The sequence below is a fragment of the Rhodanobacter thiooxydans genome, assembly GCF_021545845.1.
Classification (GTDB): domain Bacteria; phylum Pseudomonadota; class Gammaproteobacteria; order Xanthomonadales; family Rhodanobacteraceae; genus Rhodanobacter.
In genome coordinates, this window is sequence record NZ_CP088924.1 from 180,184 (window position 1) to 196,741 (window position 16,558).

Annotated in this window: 24 protein-coding genes; 23 read left to right on the forward strand and 1 reads right to left on the reverse strand. The window is 66.7% G+C overall.

What is annotated here, in order from left to right; translation table 11 throughout:
- The first annotated feature begins 116 nt into the window (after positions 1 to 116).
- The 18 genes from LRK53_RS18920 (at position 117) to LRK53_RS19005 (ending at position 11,965) form a co-directional block, all read left to right on the forward strand.
- The gene (locus LRK53_RS18920; RefSeq protein WP_235642727.1) at positions 117 to 1,112 is read left to right on the forward strand and encodes a S49 family peptidase; all 996 of its coding nucleotides are present in this window, start codon (positions 117 to 119) and stop codon (positions 1,110 to 1,112) included.
- On the forward strand, positions 1,109 to 1,585 hold the full coding sequence (locus LRK53_RS18925) for a CFI-box-CTERM domain-containing protein (protein WP_235642728.1): 477 nt from the start codon (positions 1,109 to 1,111) through the stop codon (positions 1,583 to 1,585). The genes LRK53_RS18920 and LRK53_RS18925 overlap by 4 nt, the downstream gene beginning before the upstream one ends.
- On the forward strand, positions 1,564 to 2,232 hold the full coding sequence (locus LRK53_RS18930; RefSeq protein ID WP_235642729.1) for a hypothetical protein: 669 nt from the start codon (positions 1,564 to 1,566) through the stop codon (positions 2,230 to 2,232). Before LRK53_RS18925 ends, LRK53_RS18930 begins: the two co-directional genes overlap by 22 nt.
- Positions 2,232 to 2,834 (forward strand): PD-(D/E)XK nuclease family protein, encoded by a 603-nt coding sequence (locus LRK53_RS18935; RefSeq protein ID WP_235642730.1) that lies wholly within the window; start codon positions 2,232 to 2,234, stop codon positions 2,832 to 2,834. The genes LRK53_RS18930 and LRK53_RS18935 overlap by 1 nt, the downstream gene beginning before the upstream one ends.
- A 121-nt stretch (positions 2,835 to 2,955) precedes the next feature.
- Positions 2,956 to 3,417: a hypothetical protein gene (locus LRK53_RS18940; RefSeq protein ID WP_235642731.1), complete on the forward strand. Its 462-nt coding sequence runs from the start codon at positions 2,956 to 2,958 to the stop codon at positions 3,415 to 3,417.
- Positions 3,418 to 3,428: 11 nt separating this feature from the next.
- On the forward strand, positions 3,429 to 3,650 hold the full coding sequence (locus LRK53_RS18945) for a hypothetical protein (protein WP_235642732.1): 222 nt from the start codon (positions 3,429 to 3,431) through the stop codon (positions 3,648 to 3,650).
- A gap of 300 nt (positions 3,651 to 3,950) precedes the next feature.
- Complete coding sequence (locus LRK53_RS18950) at positions 3,951 to 4,400, forward strand: hypothetical protein (protein ID WP_235642733.1); 450 nt, start codon at positions 3,951 to 3,953, stop codon at positions 4,398 to 4,400.
- A gap of 526 nt (positions 4,401 to 4,926) precedes the next feature.
- Positions 4,927 to 5,562, forward strand: coding sequence for a hypothetical protein (locus LRK53_RS18955; RefSeq protein ID WP_235642734.1), 636 nt, complete (start codon positions 4,927 to 4,929; stop codon positions 5,560 to 5,562).
- A 103-nt stretch (positions 5,563 to 5,665) separates the two neighbouring features.
- Complete coding sequence (locus tag LRK53_RS18960; RefSeq protein ID WP_235642735.1) at positions 5,666 to 5,947, forward strand: hypothetical protein; 282 nt, start codon at positions 5,666 to 5,668, stop codon at positions 5,945 to 5,947.
- A 78-nt stretch (positions 5,948 to 6,025) separates the two neighbouring features.
- On the forward strand, positions 6,026 to 6,724 hold the full coding sequence (locus LRK53_RS18965; RefSeq protein WP_235642736.1) for a hypothetical protein: 699 nt from the start codon (positions 6,026 to 6,028) through the stop codon (positions 6,722 to 6,724).
- On the forward strand, positions 6,721 to 7,980 hold the full coding sequence (locus LRK53_RS18970; RefSeq protein ID WP_235642737.1) for a site-specific DNA-methyltransferase: 1,260 nt from the start codon (positions 6,721 to 6,723) through the stop codon (positions 7,978 to 7,980). The genes LRK53_RS18965 and LRK53_RS18970 overlap by 4 nt, the downstream gene beginning before the upstream one ends.
- A gap of 100 nt (positions 7,981 to 8,080) precedes the next feature.
- Positions 8,081 to 8,356, forward strand: coding sequence for a hypothetical protein (locus LRK53_RS18975; protein ID WP_235642738.1), 276 nt, complete (start codon positions 8,081 to 8,083; stop codon positions 8,354 to 8,356).
- 176 nt (positions 8,357 to 8,532) lie between these two features.
- Positions 8,533 to 8,919, forward strand: a complete 387-nt coding sequence (locus LRK53_RS18980; RefSeq protein ID WP_235642739.1) for a hypothetical protein — start codon at positions 8,533 to 8,535, stop codon at positions 8,917 to 8,919.
- Between the two features lie 151 nt (positions 8,920 to 9,070).
- Positions 9,071 to 9,436 (forward strand): hypothetical protein, encoded by a 366-nt coding sequence (locus LRK53_RS18985; RefSeq protein WP_235642740.1) that lies wholly within the window; start codon positions 9,071 to 9,073, stop codon positions 9,434 to 9,436.
- An 82-nt stretch (positions 9,437 to 9,518) separates the two neighbouring features.
- Positions 9,519 to 9,878 (forward strand): hypothetical protein, encoded by a 360-nt coding sequence (locus LRK53_RS18990; RefSeq protein WP_235642741.1) that lies wholly within the window; start codon positions 9,519 to 9,521, stop codon positions 9,876 to 9,878.
- An 85-nt stretch (positions 9,879 to 9,963) separates the two neighbouring features.
- Positions 9,964 to 10,317: a hypothetical protein gene (locus LRK53_RS18995; RefSeq protein WP_235642742.1), complete on the forward strand. Its 354-nt coding sequence runs from the start codon at positions 9,964 to 9,966 to the stop codon at positions 10,315 to 10,317.
- 117 nt (positions 10,318 to 10,434) lie between these two features.
- The gene (locus LRK53_RS19000) at positions 10,435 to 10,770 is read left to right on the forward strand and encodes a hypothetical protein (protein WP_235642743.1); all 336 of its coding nucleotides are present in this window, start codon (positions 10,435 to 10,437) and stop codon (positions 10,768 to 10,770) included.
- An 85-nt stretch (positions 10,771 to 10,855) separates the two neighbouring features.
- Positions 10,856 to 11,965 carry a phosphoadenosine phosphosulfate reductase domain-containing protein gene (locus LRK53_RS19005; protein WP_235642744.1) on the forward strand — a complete coding sequence of 370 codons (1,110 nt, stop codon included), beginning with the start codon at positions 10,856 to 10,858 and terminating at the stop codon, positions 11,963 to 11,965.
- Here LRK53_RS19005 and LRK53_RS19010 read toward each other — a convergent pair.
- Entirely contained in the window at positions 11,938 to 12,987 is a 1,050-nt protein-coding gene (locus LRK53_RS19010; protein ID WP_235642847.1) for a hypothetical protein, read from the reverse strand. The genes LRK53_RS19005 and LRK53_RS19010 overlap by 28 nt on opposite strands.
- Before the next feature lie 266 nt (positions 12,988 to 13,253).
- Between LRK53_RS19010 and LRK53_RS19015 the strand changes: the two genes are divergently transcribed.
- The 5 genes from LRK53_RS19015 (at position 13,254) to LRK53_RS19035 (ending at position 16,493) form a co-directional block, all read left to right on the forward strand.
- The gene (locus LRK53_RS19015; protein WP_235642745.1) at positions 13,254 to 14,315 is read left to right on the forward strand and encodes a hypothetical protein; all 1,062 of its coding nucleotides are present in this window, start codon (positions 13,254 to 13,256) and stop codon (positions 14,313 to 14,315) included.
- A 76-nt stretch (positions 14,316 to 14,391) separates the two neighbouring features.
- Entirely contained in the window at positions 14,392 to 14,712 is a 321-nt protein-coding gene (locus LRK53_RS19020; protein WP_235642746.1) for a hypothetical protein, read from the forward strand.
- The gene (locus LRK53_RS19025; protein WP_235642747.1) at positions 14,705 to 15,265 is read left to right on the forward strand and encodes a DUF2786 domain-containing protein; all 561 of its coding nucleotides are present in this window, start codon (positions 14,705 to 14,707) and stop codon (positions 15,263 to 15,265) included. The genes LRK53_RS19020 and LRK53_RS19025 overlap by 8 nt, the downstream gene beginning before the upstream one ends.
- Before the next feature lie 80 nt (positions 15,266 to 15,345).
- Positions 15,346 to 15,588 (forward strand): hypothetical protein, encoded by a 243-nt coding sequence (locus tag LRK53_RS19030; RefSeq protein ID WP_235642748.1) that lies wholly within the window; start codon positions 15,346 to 15,348, stop codon positions 15,586 to 15,588.
- On the forward strand, positions 15,585 to 16,493 hold the full coding sequence (locus LRK53_RS19035; RefSeq protein WP_235642749.1) for a DUF72 domain-containing protein: 909 nt from the start codon (positions 15,585 to 15,587) through the stop codon (positions 16,491 to 16,493). Before LRK53_RS19030 ends, LRK53_RS19035 begins: the two co-directional genes overlap by 4 nt.
- The last annotated feature ends 65 nt before the right edge of the window (positions 16,494 to 16,558 follow it).

Consider the following 16,558-nt stretch of genomic DNA (forward strand, 5'->3'; position numbering starts at 1 on the left):
ACTGCCGGTCCGGGCGGGAGGCAGTGGCCTCGACAGCTCTTGCAACGATTAACCACCACCGGGTCAAGCGGCCCGATCGCGCCGAGGAAGTCGGTGTGCCACACCAGGAGAACGTAGTGACTGATACCAAAGACCATGACCACGCGGGTGCCGACCAGGGCGACTGGCGCATCGCCGTCGTTGATGCCGCCCAGGCGGTGGCCAACCACATGGTCCGCAGCGAGGCCAGGGAGCGCCGGGAGGCGAACTGGAGAAAGCTGAAGCGTGGCGTGTTCATCGGCTTGGCTCTGGGCGGCATGCTCTCGTACTGGATGTTCATTCGGAGCCTCGCCGGTACGCCGGCCAGCGACCCCAATCCGAGCTCCAACGCCGTGGCGGTCATCCCCATCGAGGGGGAGATCTCCGGCGCGGCCAGGGCCTCCGCCGACAAGGTCGTCGGGATGCTCGAGCGGGCGTGCAGCAACGCCAAGGTCAAGATCGTGCTGCTGGACATCAACTCGCCGGGTGGCTCGCCTACGGAGGCGGAGCGGATGGTGGCGGGCATTAATCAGTGCCGCACCAAGCAGCACAAGCCGATCTATGCCCTGATCGACCAGATGGGGGCCTCGGCGGCCTACATGGTGGCGATGCACGCGGATCGGGTTTACGCCGGGAAGTACTCCGTCGTGGGCTCGATCGGGGCGATCATGCGCTACCTCGACGCCAGTGACGCCGCTGCCCGCTTTGGCCTGACCGAGCACGTGTTCCGATCCGGCGACCTCAAGGGTGGGGTGTCGACGTGGTCCAAGACCTCTCCCGAGGACGCCGCGCTGAACACAGAGATGGTCAAGGCCATGGGCGCGGCGTTCGTTGATGACCTGTTCGCCACGCGCGGCGCGCGACTGCATGCCACCCGAGAGGAGATCGCTTCCGGGCGGGTCTGGACCTCCGACCAAGCCCTTGCGATGGGGTTGATCGACAAGCAGGCCGTCTTCGAGGAGCTCAAGACCACCGAGTTCAAAGGGCTGAAGGTGTCCCGGTACGACAGTCGCCCCCCGGTGACGCGCCTCCTCGGTCTTGAAGAGACGCTGCGCTCGGTCGTGGCGGATGTGCTGCAGCCGAGGTTCGAGTGAAACCCAGGAGCGAGCAGGACTACCTCCCGGCGACGGCGTTGGCCTCGCTGGGGTTCTGTGAGGTCAAGATTCTCAACGAAGGCCGCTATGGCCGGCAGAGCACCGCGGAGCAGGCGGAATCGGCCAAGGCTGGGATCCAGGAGCATGACCGATTTCACCAGGTCGTCTCGGAACTCCACAACCAGCCCAAGCCGCCACAGGACCGCCGGTGCTTCATCGCTACGGCCATGTGGGGTGCGGACGATCCGCGCACTCAGCAGCTGCGCGACTGGAGGGACAGGGTCCTGCTCACGCATCGGTTTGGACGGTGCGCGGCAGGTGTCTACTATGCCATCAGCCCATCGCTGGTCCGGCTCATTGAGCGCTGGCCGGGGCTGCGTGGCCCGGCCGGCCGCACCTTGGAGTGGGTGCGTCGATGGCTGGTTGGGCGTGAATCAGGGAGGGAATCTCAATGGCCATCGAGAATGAGCTGACGACCGTGAGGCTGCGCGTAGAACTGACCGACACCCGAGACTTGGTCCTCTTCGAGGAGCAGGACCGTGCCGAGCGCCACTACCGCCACATCCACGGGGCGCTTATGGACGCGGGGAGCCGTCGATCTGCAGCCGAGACGCAGGCTCAGGTGGACCGGGCGGGTGAGTTTGTCCTGTCGGCAGCGGACGCGGGCCGCGCGACCATCAAGTCGCTGCAGTCGCAGATTCAGGCCATCCGGGAGGACACGAGCCGGAGTCGAGCAGAGACCGACTGGCGTGTGGCGGCCGTAGCCGACATGGACACGATTCGAGAGAAGGGCCAGTACGTGCTGGGCGTGCATGCCAACGCGGCCTTGGCGGGCCGGGCCATCACGGACGCGGCCCTTGCCACAGCGTGGGAGACCAACGGGCTGCTGCACGGGACGGGGTTTGAGCGCCTCCACCAGACCGCCCACTGGCTCCACGCCTACGTCAGGGAGCGGCGCGCGGTGTGGCTTGCCCGCCTGACCACGATCACCGGGCTGGAGATTCGGTCCCTTGCGGACGCGGACGTGACGTGGGAGTCGGAGTCCGCTCAGCGTACCCACTGGGTCGTGAGCAACCTCCCGTCCGGTTGGGACGCGGCGATCCCCAGCGAGGAGGCGTGATGCACTGGCTTGATGCTCTCTTCCTGCTTGGCCTGGTCGCCGCTTATCTGCTCTACCGGGCGGACGTGGCGCGCCGGGGCCGGCGAGAGGGGGCTCGTGGCCTGTACGAGCGCCACGAGCGCAGCCGGATGCCGGCCGTGATCGCCGAAGGGCGGCTGGTTCTCTCCGAGACCTATCACCGCACCGACGTTCCCCGTCGTCTCGGCGCGCGGTTCGACCAGGTGTTCTCCGGAACGGACGGTCTGCTGTACGTGGTCGACACGAAACGCCGTCGGCGCCGGGTCGTCTACGGCTACGACCAGATCGAGCTGTCCGTCCAGGCGGCGGTGCTTCGCCACGGGCGCGTACCGGGCGGAACCGGTCCTGTGGCCCCCGTGGGTTTTATTCGCATCGTCTGTCAGGGGGTGGTGAGCTATGAGCGTGTGGCCTTGCTGAGTGACGAGCGGTTGGCCAACTTGCACGCGCGGTATTTCGCCGTGGTGCGGGGCCAGGTGCAGCCTTGCGGACCGGAGACGCCCGGCGCGTGCCGGAAGTGCGCGTATCTCGCGCGTTGTGAGACGGGTCGGCGGTTCGTCGCCTCCGGACGCCGACGGGCCGCCTGATCGGCCGGTCGGCAGGGTGGGCGATTGATGGGCCGGGAGACCGGCCCTTCTTTTTGCCTGAACTTTGGCCCCCGTGTGCTTGGTTGATCGTGGGTGGGACACCACCGCGTAGGAGTAGCCCTTGACCACGACCACGACCACCGACACCGCCACGGCAGTCGCACCCATCCTCGGCACCGAGGTGGCGCGCCGCGTGGAGCAGGCCTGCGCCCGATGCGGCGGGACAGACGTCACGATGGAGGCGGCCGTTCGCTGGGACATCAACAGCCAGGAGTGGCAGGTGAGCGCGGTGTACGACAAGAGCGCCTACTGCGGCGGTTGTTCGGCCGATGTCTCGGTTGACGAGCGCGAGCTTGCACCGACCCCGGCGCTGGCCACCTACACCGTCTTCGTGCGCCAGGCCAACGGCCAGGGGACAACCCATGTGTCGGCACACGAGGCGCCCTCGCTGGTGGAGGCCGAGCGGCTCGCTCTGGCCGAGACTGCAGCCGACTGGAACGACGACGTCGATAGTCTGGCGGTGCTGGGCGTGATCGCCGGCGACGTGGAGCTGCTGAGCTGGGACGATGACTCGTGGTCGTGACGGAAGGGGTGGTGGCGTCGGTCTACGGCTGCGGGTGCCCGCGCAACGCCGACGGCTCGCGTTCTCGTCGCTGCCTCGAGAGCGCGAACCCTTGGCACGACTGCTGCCAGTTCACCCGAGAGGAAACGCAGGGCAAGGTCGTGTCCGGTGACGGCTTCGACTGGAAGGGCACGCGCTGGGTCGTCGTCCACGCCACAACGAGCAGGGTCTACGGCAAGCCGGTGCCTGCTTGAACGGCTGGTCCGTGAAACATTTTTGGCGCGCCCAGCCATAACCATCTGAAAAGACGTAGGAAATGGAAGCGTGGAACATGAGGTGTCAACGTTTCACGGAGCGGCGCTTGTCGTGCTGTCGTGAGCAGACGTCCCCTCTTGGGTCACGTAAGTGTTTGTACGTGCGGCGAAAAGTGAGTCGGCAGACCTGGAGGCGTGGTTCATCACGGCCGAGCCGGTCCCCTGACGTCCGCGGGGGACGACTGACGCGCAGGTGAGAGTTAGTGGTTACTCTAGTCATACCAACTGGTGAGAAGTGCCGTGGCTAAGCTCGAAGACGAAGGCAAGCGCAAGTCGATCTACATCCGTGACCACCTCGGCGCGCTGCTGGGGAGTGGGCGCGTCCCAGCGAAGACGATCTCCAAGCGGATCGATCGCGTGGTCGCCCGCTACAACGCTCTGGTTCGCGAGGCCATGCCTCGTCGCTTGGAGCTGACGCCGGCGGAGCTCGTGCTCCTGGCCGAGCTGGTCAGCAAGACGGATCTCTCCGAGCCCGACTACGCACACATCCTCCCTGTGAAACTTCAGCAGACAGCAGACCGAGGGGAGAGCAAGGGCGCCGACGCCGCCGGACTGGCCTTTCGTCTGCGCGCCCTGAAACTGGGCGAACTGCTGGCCGTGGTCGACCTGGTGGAGCAGTTTCTCGGTGAGGTGGGAGAGATCAGTCGCGAGACGGCGAAGGCATTTCTCGTGCGGCAACGCCCGTCGTGACCGAAGCGTGTCGCATCGCGACGCGATTCAGAGACGGAACCGGGCGATCCGTGGCCCCGGCAAGAGCGATTGAATCAACGAATCGAAGGCTGGCAGCCGTATGACCGACCATTTGGAGCAATCCGCCGCGTCGTTTCGCGACAACCGCTCAAATGACGCCTCGATAGGCGAGGAGGGCGGAGCGGTCCGCCTTGAGCCGGCGGAGAGACCGGTGTCCCCGCAACTTCGCGCCTCGGCAGAGCGGTTCGTCGCGGCCGTCGACGACGAGTGCCTTGCGGTCGCCGGGGGGCCTTTCCATGTCCTGACAAGAACGCTCCCCTTTCTGCAGGCAGACTCAACCGAGGACGAGACACCCCAGTGGGTACCTCTGCGTTGCGTCATTGGAGAGTCTTGGCGATGGACAGAGCCTGCGGAGCGTCCTGGCCGTGAGGACCTGGAGGCCTACCTGGTGTCTCCCGCGCGGGCCCATCGTAACGACCCGGATGCTGCGTCAGGCTGGTGGGTACCGGAGCTAGGTATCGGCGCCATGCACGAAGGCAAGAACCGCGTCCGCTACCTTCGCGAAACCTGTGGTGCTTCGCTCATGCCGGCCCTGATGAGTACGCTTCGATTTCCTGGGCCTGACCGGCTTTGCTTGCTGACCGCCGATGCTGCTCCTGGGCCGTTTTACGCCCTGATGCTGGACAAGCGCTGGCTGACGTTACTTCAACATCCTTCCCTTTCCCTGCCGCTGCTGCGGTCCTACGGGATCTTCCCTACAGCATGGCCTTACCACCTCCCCGCGATCGAGGAGCTGCTGGGCTCGTGTTCGTGGCAGGCCTATGCCCACGGAACGCCGTTTGCGTTGGATGTCGACGCGTGGCAGCGGCGCCAGCGTGGGCAGAAGGAACGGCTCCACGGTGACGCATTCGGCCTGGTCGACAGCTCACCGCACTGGCCAGGCGTCCGACGCCTCGCTTGGAGCGCCGCCGCAATCGGCGTGCTGGGCGGTGTGATAACGGCACTGAGTGGCGGTCACCTCGCGGTGTTTGGAGCGGCGGCGCTCACTGCCACCTCGGTGGTGACCGGGGCGCTGCTGGCGCTCAGCACCCCGTTGATCTCAGCCCCCCGCTCTGTTTGGGCGCCCGGTCAAGGCCAGTCCAAATCGGACGGGCTCGAATAGTGCTCCGTGTCCAGCCCGTCATGCCCGCAGCGGGTTGAATCCGTCCAGGTGATGAGCGGTACCCTTAACTGCCCGCTGGCCCGCGGGCCATCAGACGAGCGCCATGAGCCGACGAGTGCAAAATCGTTTCCGCGATCCGATGCTGCGCAAGCAATTCGACGCGCTCATTGACGCCTATCGCCGCGGCCACCCGAGCCTTCTGGGTCCTGACGGCACGAAGCAACGAGGCAACGCCGCCGCCCAGGCATTCTGGTCCGGTTTCGACAGCGGCGACGTTTGCCGTCTGTACCCGACGCCCGCTTCCCGGCGCACGATTGCTTACGCGTGCTTCCGGGCCGGCCAAGAGGCGACGTGGTTGCCGCGACCGGTCTGCCTGCCAGGGTAGGCGCGAATCGTCGACATCTTTCGTGGCCGCCCATGGGGCTGACTCTGTCTTCCGACTTTCATTACGCCGGAGACCGCCATGCCCACCGCCAGTGTGCTCACCATGCCCGCCCTTCGCGTCGCCGTTGAACAGGCCTTGGACGCGAAGGTGTTCTACCAGGAGGACTTCAAGCAGGCCTGCCGTGCCGGATGGGATGCCGCCGTGCCCGTCACGGAGGCGAGGCTGGCGGACGTAATGCAGGACGCGGACACTCCCTTCGACGCCCGCCGCGAGAACGAGCGCGCTGCGCGCGAGACGCTGTTGGCGGGGCCGCGCGGTGCATGGGTGGTGGTCCGCACCGCCTTTGGACATGGCCGAGAGGGTTACCTCGCCCTCATCCACGATGGCTTCGGTACCGTGCACGCTCGCTCCGACGGTTGGGCTGCCTTCCCGACCTTCGACGCGGTCGTTGACCGAATGATCGGGTCGGAGGTGTATGACCTGCGGCGAATGATTGAGGCCGAGCGCGAGCGTGCCGCCTGCGTCGCAGCAGTCGCCTTCCTGCAGCTGAGGGTCGGCACCCGACTCCGGCAGGTTGCCTTGGGCGGCATCACCTACAGCACCGCGGTGGTCGCCGAGATCCACGAGGCGTCCGGCCGCGTCACCCTGGTATTGACCAAGCGCGGCTCGTCCAAGCGCTATCGCGGCATCGTGCCGGCGACGGTCCTGGTTCCTCGTGCAGAAAATCGCCGGGCCGGACCGATGGTCGTCGTCAACGGCGAGGCCGCAGCGGCGTGAGCGCGGGTGACGGCGGGGTAGGGCATCCGCTCTTCGAGCACGTCGCGGCGGCCTACAGCGACAGCGACGACGGGCGGCTCGATAACGCCAGCCTGTATCGGATGGTCGCCGAGCGTGCTGGCATTCCTGAGAGTAAGCGACGGGCGCGCTCGCCTATCGGACGAACCGGTCAGCTGCACAGCCCGGTGGAACGCGCGATTCGCTGGCATACCCAGACACTCAAGCACATGGGCGCCATCCGCAGGGTCGACGGGGAGCGAGGTGTGTGGGAGCTGGTGGAACGCACGCGCCAGGGCCTTCACGTGCCGGCGGTGCCGGTCAAGCTGGTGGCCTTCTCCACCGCACTTGGCGTCGCGATCTGGGGCGACAACCGCGGCGTGATTGCCAACCTCGATGAGCCGATCCACCTGGTCCTGACGTCTCCTCCCTATCCCTTGCGCAAGCCGCGGGCCTACGGCAACGTGCCGGTGTCCGAATACGTCGACTTCATCGTGCACGCGATCGAACCTCTGGTGCGCACGCTGGTGCGCGGCGGTTCCATGGCACTGAACCTGTCCAATGACGTGTTCATGGCATCGAGTCCTGCCCGGTCCACCTACCTCGAACGCCTCATCATTGCGCTGGAAGACCGCCTCGGCCTTCAGCTGATGGATCGTCTGCCGTGGGTCAACCTGAGCAAGGCGCCCGGCCCGATCGCCTGGGCGTCGAAGGAGCGCATCCACCTCAACGTGGGATTCGAGCCGATCATCTGGATGTGCAATGCGCCGCGCGAGTCCTTTGCGGACAACCGGCGCGTCCTCGAGCCGCACACCGAGAAGCATCGCCAACTCATCGCCGCGGGCGGCACTGCAGTGGAGGGCGACTACTCCGACGGCGCGTACCGGCGCCGGGCAGGGGCCTTTGGCCGCGAGACCGCGGGGCGCATACCGAAGAACGTGCTTATGCGGGGACACCGGTGCGCCGACGCGATGGCGACGCGGCGCGACGCACAGAGGCTCGGTCTGCCGCCCCATGGCGCCGTCATGCCCACGTCCGTAGCGGACTTCCTTGTGCGCTACCTGACCGAACCGGGCCAGCTCGTGGTCGATCCGTTCGGCGGGAAGGGGACGACCGGATTGGCTGCCGAGCGCGCCGGACGAAGGTGGCTTATCTGCGATCGGGTGCTCGACTACCTGCGCGCAGGAGCGGAGCGATTCCGGGCCGCCCCTGGATTCGAGATGCCCGAGGCGGTGGAGCACTGGCCGCGCGCGGCCTGAGGTTGGCGATCAACGGCGGCGCGGCGACCGAAGGGCGCGGATCTTTCGGCTGGGTGCTATCCGGTAGATTGGAACTGTAACCACACACGCGAGCCGTGCCATGGACGTTCTGATTCTTGCCACCTCAATTGCAGCGCTTGCATCCGGGTATGCGGCCGGTCCGTCCATTCGCCGGGCCGTGGAGCTGCGCGTGCGTCGCGTGCCGCCACTGCCCAAACGCCGGCTGCCGCCGCCGCTGCCCCGAAGTGCTGCGCCGGCACGGGCGGGGCAGGGTGGCGGTCTGGACCTTTTGCAGCTGGCTCGTCGTCGGCAGTACGAGGCCCTTGGCGTCAGCGAGACGTTCCTCCCTCCGGGGCAATGGTGGTCGGCGGTGTGAGAGGGGGGCGTGAGAGCGCGCTGCTCCCGTGCCCCTCTGGGCTATCTGTCCCCTTCATTGCAGGTCATGCGCCTAACCACAGCAGTGCGATGGATGGCCTTGCAGAAGTAGCTGCCAACTTCGGCGATGCCGGAACCGAGTGATGGTGATCGGACATTCACCACGCGGGATCGAGCATGAACACCACCCACGGCGCGCCGGCGATTGGCCCGAATCCACCGGCATCCTTGGCCCCCGACGTTGGCGCACTGTTCGACTACAAGGGCAGGGAGTACCGCTGCAAAGGCTGGCTTCGTCCGGCCGAGCCGCCTACCCCCGGTCCGGACTGGGCCGACTTCATCGACGAGATCCTCTATGACGCTGCCTACCAGCGCGAGGGCGTTCGCTTCCGGTGGTGCCATCGGCACGAAGCAACCCACGTGGCCGGCAGTGGGGTTGCGGGCTGCCTTGCGGCGATCGCGCACATCCGGGTGACCGGGCAGGCGCAGCTACCGCCGGACGTGCTGGAGAGCGAGCGAGTCCGGGCCCAGACGCTTGCCCGGTCGCGCCGGCTCGTCGGATAGCCGGCCCTCGGCTTGCGAAACCCTCCCATGGGACCGCTGTGTTTTACGGTCGCCAGGCGACGCGACAGCACTATCGTCTCCGATGGAATCCGCTCGGCTGAAGGGCCTTCTGGCGAGCACCGTTCACTCAAATCAGTGCAAGGAGTGCCTCATGCTGGGTGCCATCTTCGGTTTTGTCCTTCTCGCCGCCTTGGCCGCCATCTTCTTCACAGAGATCCGGCGCCGCTGGGATGAGATTGATCACAGCGTTGTCCCCTGGGTGACCGGAACCGCGCTCGGGCTAATCGCCCTCCTATGCATTCCGGACCATCTGCTCGCCAGCGCCGTGAACTGGCTGGGAGGCTGGCTGCCGGCGTGGGGCTTCATGCGCCACGACCTTGGCGTGTTGGGCCTGACCTTTGCGGGCTTGGCCGCTTACTACCTCCTGCTTTCCTTTGTCATCGAACGCGTTGCTGATGCTGTGCTGGCGTGGGCCGCGAAGCGGAGAAGCTCGGCTGCGGGCGCTCGCGCTCGCTGACAGTGCCGAAGTCGGAACTCGGCACTCAAACAGGCTGGCCACCGGTCAGCGAACCCATTCACCGCACGTAACGGAGCACCACATGTTGAACTGGATCTGGGCAGGCATTCTTCTCGCAGCAACGCTGGCGAGCTACTACATCGCCCTGCGGCGATTCGAGGGTAATCCGAACGATTCGGGCGTCGGGCTCCTCGTTGGGGCGATCACCGGTTGCTTAGCCCTCGGCTGCGTCCGCGAATCGGTGCTCTATCCGGTTATCGCGCTCGTCGCGGGTTGGGTCCCTGAACCGGGCACCGGTTTGTATGCGCTCACCGTCGGTGTGATCTTGCTCGCGGCCGTGGCTTTCTACTTCGCCGTGCTCTATTGCGCCGCGAAAGGTCTTGTCGCGGTGTCAAGGCGCCGCCACGGCCTGGTGCAGGCGTCGGCAACATCCTCGACCTAACCATGGGTCGTCAGTCGACCGTCACCGCTGTGCAATGGCAGCGTTTCCTACCTACGTCTCACCACCACCCCACAAGGAGAACCTCATGCTGCAATGGATCTGGGCCGGCTTCCTGCTTGCCGTAGCGCTGACCTTCGTCGCTGTGGATTACCGGCGCCTGGATGATGATCCCCATCATGGCGGTGTTGGTTTCTTGGTCGCTGCCATCGCGGCCATCTTCGCCGTGGGGTGCGTACAGGACTGGGTGTTCTGGCCGCCTCTCTCCTGGCTCGATGGCCACGTGCCGCAGCGGGGCACGACGCTGCAGGTCCTGACGATCGGGGCCATTCTGTTGATCGCCCTGGTCGCCTACCTGTTCGCGCTCTTTGGCACGGCCGTGGGCTTGGCCACACTCACGCGTTCCTCGGCCGGCCTCGACAGCAAGGCACCCTCGGCGTAACGGCTCGTCCACCCCCTAATTGTCCGGCGCGCCCGCATGGGCGCCGAAAGCCCAATGTTGGCGCACCTCGGTTCGCAGCCACCCGTTCATCGCTGAACCACAAGGAGCACCACCACCATGCTCGAATGGATCTTGGCAGGCGTCTTCTTCGCCATGGCACTCCTATTCGTCGGTGCCGAGTACCGCCTGCTGGACAAGAAGCCTGATGATCCCGGCCTCGGCTTCTTGGCCGGCATTGGGTTGGGCGTGATCGCGATGATCTGCGTCCAGGACTGGGTGATTTGGGGTCCGATCAAGTGGCTCGACGTCCGGTTGCAGACGGTCGAGTTGTTCGTCCGGATGCTGACGATCGCCGTGACCATGATGGTCGGCGGAATGGCCTATATGGGCGCGCTGTTCGGCATCGGCATCGGTCTGTCCACCCTCACCCGGCGTCGCGCCGTAACCACGTAGCGGCGCCCTCGCCACGCCGAAAGCCTCCCGATGTTTGTTGGGAAGCTACGCGCCAGATGCTGGGGCCTCTCATCTGGAGCCCTCTATGCTGTCCTCCCTCCGCCCTCTCGCCGTCGATCCCTGCGTCACCGAGCTGCTGGCTGCCCACGCAACCGTGGCTGTCGGGGTGTCAGGGGGCAAAGACTCGCAGGCCGTCGCGCTTGCCGTCGCTCGCCACCTGGACGCCATCGGCCACGACGGCCCGCGGGTGCTCATTCACGCCGACCTCGGCCGTGTCGAATGGCGTGACTCCCTGCCTGTCTGTCAGCGCCTCGCGGCGCATCTGGGCTGGGAGCTGCTCGTCGTTCGCCGGCGTGCCGGCGACATGCTCGATCGTTGGGAGTCGCGGTGGGTCAGTCGCTCCGAGGCGTATGCCCGCCTGGAGACCGTGCTGCTCACCTTGCCATGGAGCACACCTGGCATGAGGTTCTGCACCGGAGAGATGAAGACGGACGTCATATCCCGTGAGCTGCGTCGGCGCTTTCCGACTGGGCCGATCGTGTCGATCGATGGCGTGCGGGCCCAGGAGTCCAGTGCTCGCGCGCGCAAGGCACCCACGTCGCCCGCGGCGAAGCTCACCCGCAAGGGACACGTCGGAATGAACTGGCATGCGATCTTGCCGTGGTCGATCGAGGACGTGTTCGACGAGATCGCCCAGTCCGGCCTGCAGTCACATGAGGCCTATCGCGTGCACGGCGCGTCGCGGGTGTCTTGCGCCTTCTGCATCATGGGGTCGCTTCCGGACCTGACCGTGTCGTCGGGCCTGGCGGAGCACCTGGACACGTATCGAGCGATGGTCGACCTGGAGTGCCGCTCGACATTCTCCTTCCAAGGCAACCGATGGCTCGGCGATGTTGCGCCGGATCGCCTCACCCACGATCTTCGCGTGCGCCTGGCCCACGCCAAGACGGCCGCCGCCGCCCGGAAGGCTGCGGAGACGGCCATTCCCAAGGAGCTGCTGTTTGGAGGAAAGGGCTGGCCATCACGCATGCCCACGCGGGGCGAAGCCGATGCGCTAGCAGGCGCGCGCCGGGCTGTGGCCACCGCGGTCGGGCTTCAGGCGCAGTTCCTCACCGGCGACGCCGTGCGCGGTCGCTACGCCGAGCTCATCGCCGAACGCGAGGCCAGTTACTCTCCCGCGAAGTGTGCTGCGTAGTAGTCGATCAGCTCGGCCGCCTGGGTTCCTTGACGCGCACGCGCCTGCTCCGCGAAGTCGATCGACGGCAGGAGGTGGATGAGCTGGTTATCGGTGTACTGGCTGAGAGTGGCTTCCGGATCGACCCGCGCCCGGCGACGCCCCGTGAGTGTTGACGCGGCTTCGACGGCGGCGCCAATCATCACGTCAGCGAGCTGCACGGCCGCGCTGCTCCTGGAATTGACGTGCGACACCGACGTTAGCTTGAGCGGAAAGGTGAGGCTGGCGATGTCCGATTGCCTGAACGTGGCCGGCTCCTGGTGGGAGATCAGCCTCTGCAGCATGCGGTGATACGCACGCAGGTTGTCGGACTCGTCGTGCTCAATCCGATACGGGCCTGCTGCCATGACTTCTGTTCGGCTTATCAGGGCCTGCAGAACGATGAAGGCCGCGTCGGTCGTGACGCCATGGGTGGCGATCGCCGCGAGACACTCCGGCGCGGCGGTCGCCAGAGGACCGAGCGCCTCCGGTAGGTCACGCCAGCGCGAAGCGCGGGCGGAGGCCACGAGATCGGCCAGCGCCTTCGGCGTCTTATCGTGCACCGCACGCTGAAAGCAGGTAAGCAGCCGGTCCAGAGCGCCCTCCCCGAGCAGTTGCGGGCCGACCAGGTAGAGCAAAGACGCGAGCGAGTAGTTCTGGCCGTTCTCGTAGAAGTTGATCCCGCGCTCGTAGTAGTAGGGCTCGATCGCGTAGTCAGCGAACATCAGCAAGAGCAGGAAGCGCTTATCGCAGACGTAGGTCACGCACTTGTAGTTGGTGAGCACGTCTCGCTGTAGCGCGAGCAGGCGGGAATGGTTCGCCGGGCGACGCATCAGGTCTCGGTACTTCAGCTCGCCCGCCTGCAGCCTGGGAAAGTGCCGTCGGATGAGGTCGCCGGCGGCGTCATCATCGATGGCGATCGCCGTGGCCCCCTGGAACGGCTGGTCGCGGTTGAGCAGGTCGTAGCCGGTGTAGCCGCTCTCGTCGATTCGGAAGCATTCCATTGCGCGATCTCCGCAGGCCTCGGCACCAAGGCGCATCGTATCGCCCGGTTCCGACCCTGTCCCGCCGATCTCCACCACGTGCCGCTGGGTGCCGGAACGGCCCGGCGTAACCGCAGTGTTTTCCCGTCCGCACAAGACAGCGGCCGCGTAGCCTCGTGGGCGATGTGAGTGCGGAGCAGCGCGGGCCGATCGAAGCCGGCGCAACTTCGAGCCGCGGCCGAGGGCAGGACACTCCCTTTGACCCTTCCGACACTGGAGTTTGCTTCATGACCCCTTCCACTGACTCTGCCGCCGTCACCGCGCACGACGCCCAGCGGGCCGCACTCGCACTCGCAGCCCTCGAAGGCATCAGCACCGCGACGCTCGCGAAGCTCCCGGCCGGGGCGCTGGCCGCCGCGCGCATCGTCAGCGCCTCTCTCGCGCGCGCTTCAGAGCTGGTCGGCTTCAACGACCACAGCGAAGTGGATGGCGGCGATGCGGTGGATGTGCTCGGTCAGCTCTGGGAATCGGTGCAGCTGGGCGCCAGCCTGACGGTGCCGTCCACGGGCGAGGACACGGGCTACCGGGTGGGGCAGCGGCCCGAGGGATTCCGTGCCATGGATACCGCTCCCCGCGATGGCCGCATCCTCCGTCTGCTGGTGCGATTCGAGGAGCACGCAACGGACGATGCGAGTGAGGCGTGGACCATCGGCTGCAACTCGTGCGACGAGACCGGCGACGACGAGTGGCAGCTCGCTGGCTGGTGCTGGGACCACGACCACTTCACCGCGGGCAAGGGCACGCCCATCGGCTGGTTGCCGATCCTGTCCGACGCCGTGCTCATCGCCGACGTCGCCGCGCAAGGGGTGGCCGAGGAGGCGATCGCGCTGCTACGCGAGTATGCCGGGGAGTTCACCGAGGAACCGGAGTTTGCCGACTCCCTGCAGGGTCGCGTGGATGCCTTCTTGGCGGGTTTGCCCAGCCGGGAAGTGGACGCGGCGACCTCACACGCCGGCGCCGCGCTGCCTAACCCGCGCGAACAGCTGGAGGAGGAGCGCTGGCGACTGATGAATAGCTTCGGACATGGATCGTTTGCCGACGGGCGCACGCGCGACCGCATCGCCGAGATCGACCAGGAGCTGACCGCCAACGCCGATGCGACAGGTTCGGCGCCGCCGGCCACGGTCGCGGCCATCGAGTTTGCACTCCAGGCGGAGGAGGGCCTGGCCTTCCTGCGCTACTGGAACGAGGGGGCGTTCGACGTGTGCCGCAAGGAGTGGCCGGAGGCGCCGGCCACCTGCTACGTCGGCGCGGACCCGACGAACCCCACCGCCGCGTCGCGAACCTGAGGCGACCGCTTCCCCGTCAGGCGCGGGCGCGGGGCGATTCCCTGTCCGCGTGCCTGAGTTCACCAAGAGAACCATCATGAGCATGACACCGCGATACGAGGAGTGGCGGCACCTGCGGGAGACCGGCGTATGGTCTGCCGGCGTGCCGGACTGGGCGCGCGGCCAGGATGGCCGCATGAATGATCACGCCGCCGCGGTGGCCGTGATCGAGGAGCTCGCCGCGATCGTGTCGCGACTGCGCGACCCGGTGACCCTGGCAACGGTGCAGGCGGCCATCGATGCGTATGAGAACGCCCCGGGCATCATGCAGGGTACGGCCATGACCGCCGCCCTTGAGGCCCATCGCACGCTCCTTGGCGCCGGCGCCAACCAGCTGGAGCGTGTGGCCGATGCCTGATCAAAAGGCCGGCTCCGTCCTGCGTCGGCTGCGAAAGATCCTCGCCCTCGCTGAGCGCGGGGAGCGTCACGAGCGGGAGACGGCGCGGGCGCACCTGGAGCACCTGCTCCAGCACCACGGGCTGTCCATAGAGGACGTGATTGCAGAGGATGAGGGTGAAGCTCAGCTGTGCACGTTCCAGGTCGACGGCCCGCTGGAGGCACGCCTCTTACGGCAGGTGATCGCGATGGTGACCAACTCGATCGGCGTGCGGCAGTTCCGCCGCGGGCGCTCGCGCAAGCACCTCGCGTACATGCTCACGCGGGCCCAGTATGCCCAAGCCACGTTCGTTTTCGGCATCACGCGCCAAGCGCTGGAGCGCGAGCTGGACGTCACCTTCAAGGCGTTTGTCCAGGTGCACGACTTGTTCCCACAGGAAGACCCGCCAGGCCAGGCCCAGATGTCGACCCCAGAGCAGGCCGCGGAGCTGGTGCGGCTGTACGCCCGCATGGGGACCATGGACAAGACCCCGCTCCCCAAGGCCATCGCCGGGCCGGAGTCGCCGCCGAGCTGAACACGCTCTCCATGCCTTGTCGGCAGTACGCTACGCCGAGCGGCCGCGGCCGAGTGATGGCAGACGACAAGAGGTGCTCCATGGAGCGTGCGCAACTGGCCAGCATGCTGGCGAAGCTGGATCAGGCCCTCCCGGGCTTGATCCGGGACTACCCCGATGAGGGTGACTTCTGGGCGGCGTTTGCCGGCGAGGCCGACGTCATTGAGGACGGGGCCGGCGCGGAAGACTTTGCCTGGGTCAGCGACCAGATCGACGAGCTGCTCACCAAGCACGGTCTCTCACCGCGCGAGGACTTGCCGCCGACGGATAGCTGGCCGGCATGAGTATCCGGGTCGGTACCGCCAGTTGGACGGACAAGACGCTGATCGACTGCGGCCGGTTCTACCCGCCCGACTGCAAGTCGCCTGAGGACCGGCTGCGCTACTACGCCAGCCAGTTCCCCATCGTCGAGCTGGACTCCAGCTACTACGCACTGCCGAGCGCCACCAATGCCCAGCGGTGGGCAGAGCGCACGCCCGAGAACTTCGTGATGAACGTCAAGGCGTTCCGCGCGCTCACCACGCATCAGACGCCACACAAGGCGCTGCCGCGTGACCTGCAGGCGCAGGTGCGCCCCGGCACGCGCGGGAACGTGTACCTCAAAGACATGCCCGCGGAGGTCGTCGACGAGTTGTGGCGTCGCTTCCTGGTCGCCCTGCAGCCCCTGGACGATGCCGGGCGCCTGGGTGCGCTGCACTTCCAGTTTCCACCTTGGTTCGTCGCCAAGCGCGAGCACTACGCCTACCTCGATGAGGTGCGCGAGCGGCTGGAGCGCTACACGGTCGCCGTGGAGTTTCGGCACCGCAGCTGGTTCACCGAGGAGACCACCGAGGCGGTTCTGGCGTTCCATCGCGAGCGCCGCTTCGTCAATGTCGTGGTCGATGAACCCCAGGGCCCATCCAACACGATTCCGGCAGTGTGGGCCGTGACCAATCCGGACCTGACCATCGTGCGCTTGCATGGCCGCAATCACGCCACCTGGAACATTCGCGACGCGACGTCCGCATCGGACCGCTTCGACTACGACTACTCGGCCGAAGAGCTCGCGGAGCTGGCCAGCCCGATCCTGGCGATGGCCGGCGAGGCCCGCGACACCCACGTCCTGTTCAACAACAACCGTGAGGATCAGGGGCAGCGCAATGCGCGCTCGCTGATGGACCTGCTGCCTGGCGTGATGCGCCCGGCCTAGTCCGCCGGCGGAACTGCTGCGCACTTCGGCGCCGGCTGCGAGGACGGATCATGTCGGTGCAATCA

Coding starts and splice junctions, on each gene's coding strand:
- LRK53_RS18930 (WP_235642729.1), top strand. CDS start 1,564: ATGGCCATCGAGAATGAGCTGACGACCGTGAGGCTGCGCGTAGAACTG.
- LRK53_RS18935 (WP_235642730.1), top strand. CDS start 2,232: ATGCACTGGCTTGATGCTCTCTTCCTGCTTGGCCTGGTCGCCGCTTAT.
- LRK53_RS18955 (WP_235642734.1), top strand. CDS start 4,927: ATGCACGAAGGCAAGAACCGCGTCCGCTACCTTCGCGAAACCTGTGGT.
- LRK53_RS18960 (WP_235642735.1), top strand. CDS start 5,666: ATGAGCCGACGAGTGCAAAATCGTTTCCGCGATCCGATGCTGCGCAAG.
- LRK53_RS18965 (WP_235642736.1), top strand. CDS start 6,026: ATGCCCACCGCCAGTGTGCTCACCATGCCCGCCCTTCGCGTCGCCGTT.
- LRK53_RS18975 (WP_235642738.1), top strand. CDS start 8,081: ATGGACGTTCTGATTCTTGCCACCTCAATTGCAGCGCTTGCATCCGGG.
- LRK53_RS18980 (WP_235642739.1), top strand. CDS start 8,533: ATGAACACCACCCACGGCGCGCCGGCGATTGGCCCGAATCCACCGGCA.
- LRK53_RS18985 (WP_235642740.1), top strand. CDS start 9,071: ATGCTGGGTGCCATCTTCGGTTTTGTCCTTCTCGCCGCCTTGGCCGCC.
- LRK53_RS18990 (WP_235642741.1), top strand. CDS start 9,519: ATGTTGAACTGGATCTGGGCAGGCATTCTTCTCGCAGCAACGCTGGCG.
- LRK53_RS18995 (WP_235642742.1), top strand. CDS start 9,964: ATGCTGCAATGGATCTGGGCCGGCTTCCTGCTTGCCGTAGCGCTGACC.
- LRK53_RS19000 (WP_235642743.1), top strand. CDS start 10,435: ATGCTCGAATGGATCTTGGCAGGCGTCTTCTTCGCCATGGCACTCCTA.
- LRK53_RS19005 (WP_235642744.1), top strand. CDS start 10,856: ATGCTGTCCTCCCTCCGCCCTCTCGCCGTCGATCCCTGCGTCACCGAG.
- LRK53_RS19010 (WP_235642847.1), bottom strand. CDS start 12,987: ATGGAATGCTTCCGAATCGACGAGAGCGGCTACACCGGCTACGACCTG.
- LRK53_RS19015 (WP_235642745.1), top strand. CDS start 13,254: ATGACCCCTTCCACTGACTCTGCCGCCGTCACCGCGCACGACGCCCAG.
- LRK53_RS19020 (WP_235642746.1), top strand. CDS start 14,392: ATGAGCATGACACCGCGATACGAGGAGTGGCGGCACCTGCGGGAGACC.
- LRK53_RS19025 (WP_235642747.1), top strand. CDS start 14,705: ATGCCTGATCAAAAGGCCGGCTCCGTCCTGCGTCGGCTGCGAAAGATC.
- LRK53_RS19030 (WP_235642748.1), top strand. CDS start 15,346: ATGGAGCGTGCGCAACTGGCCAGCATGCTGGCGAAGCTGGATCAGGCC.
- LRK53_RS19035 (WP_235642749.1), top strand. CDS start 15,585: ATGAGTATCCGGGTCGGTACCGCCAGTTGGACGGACAAGACGCTGATC.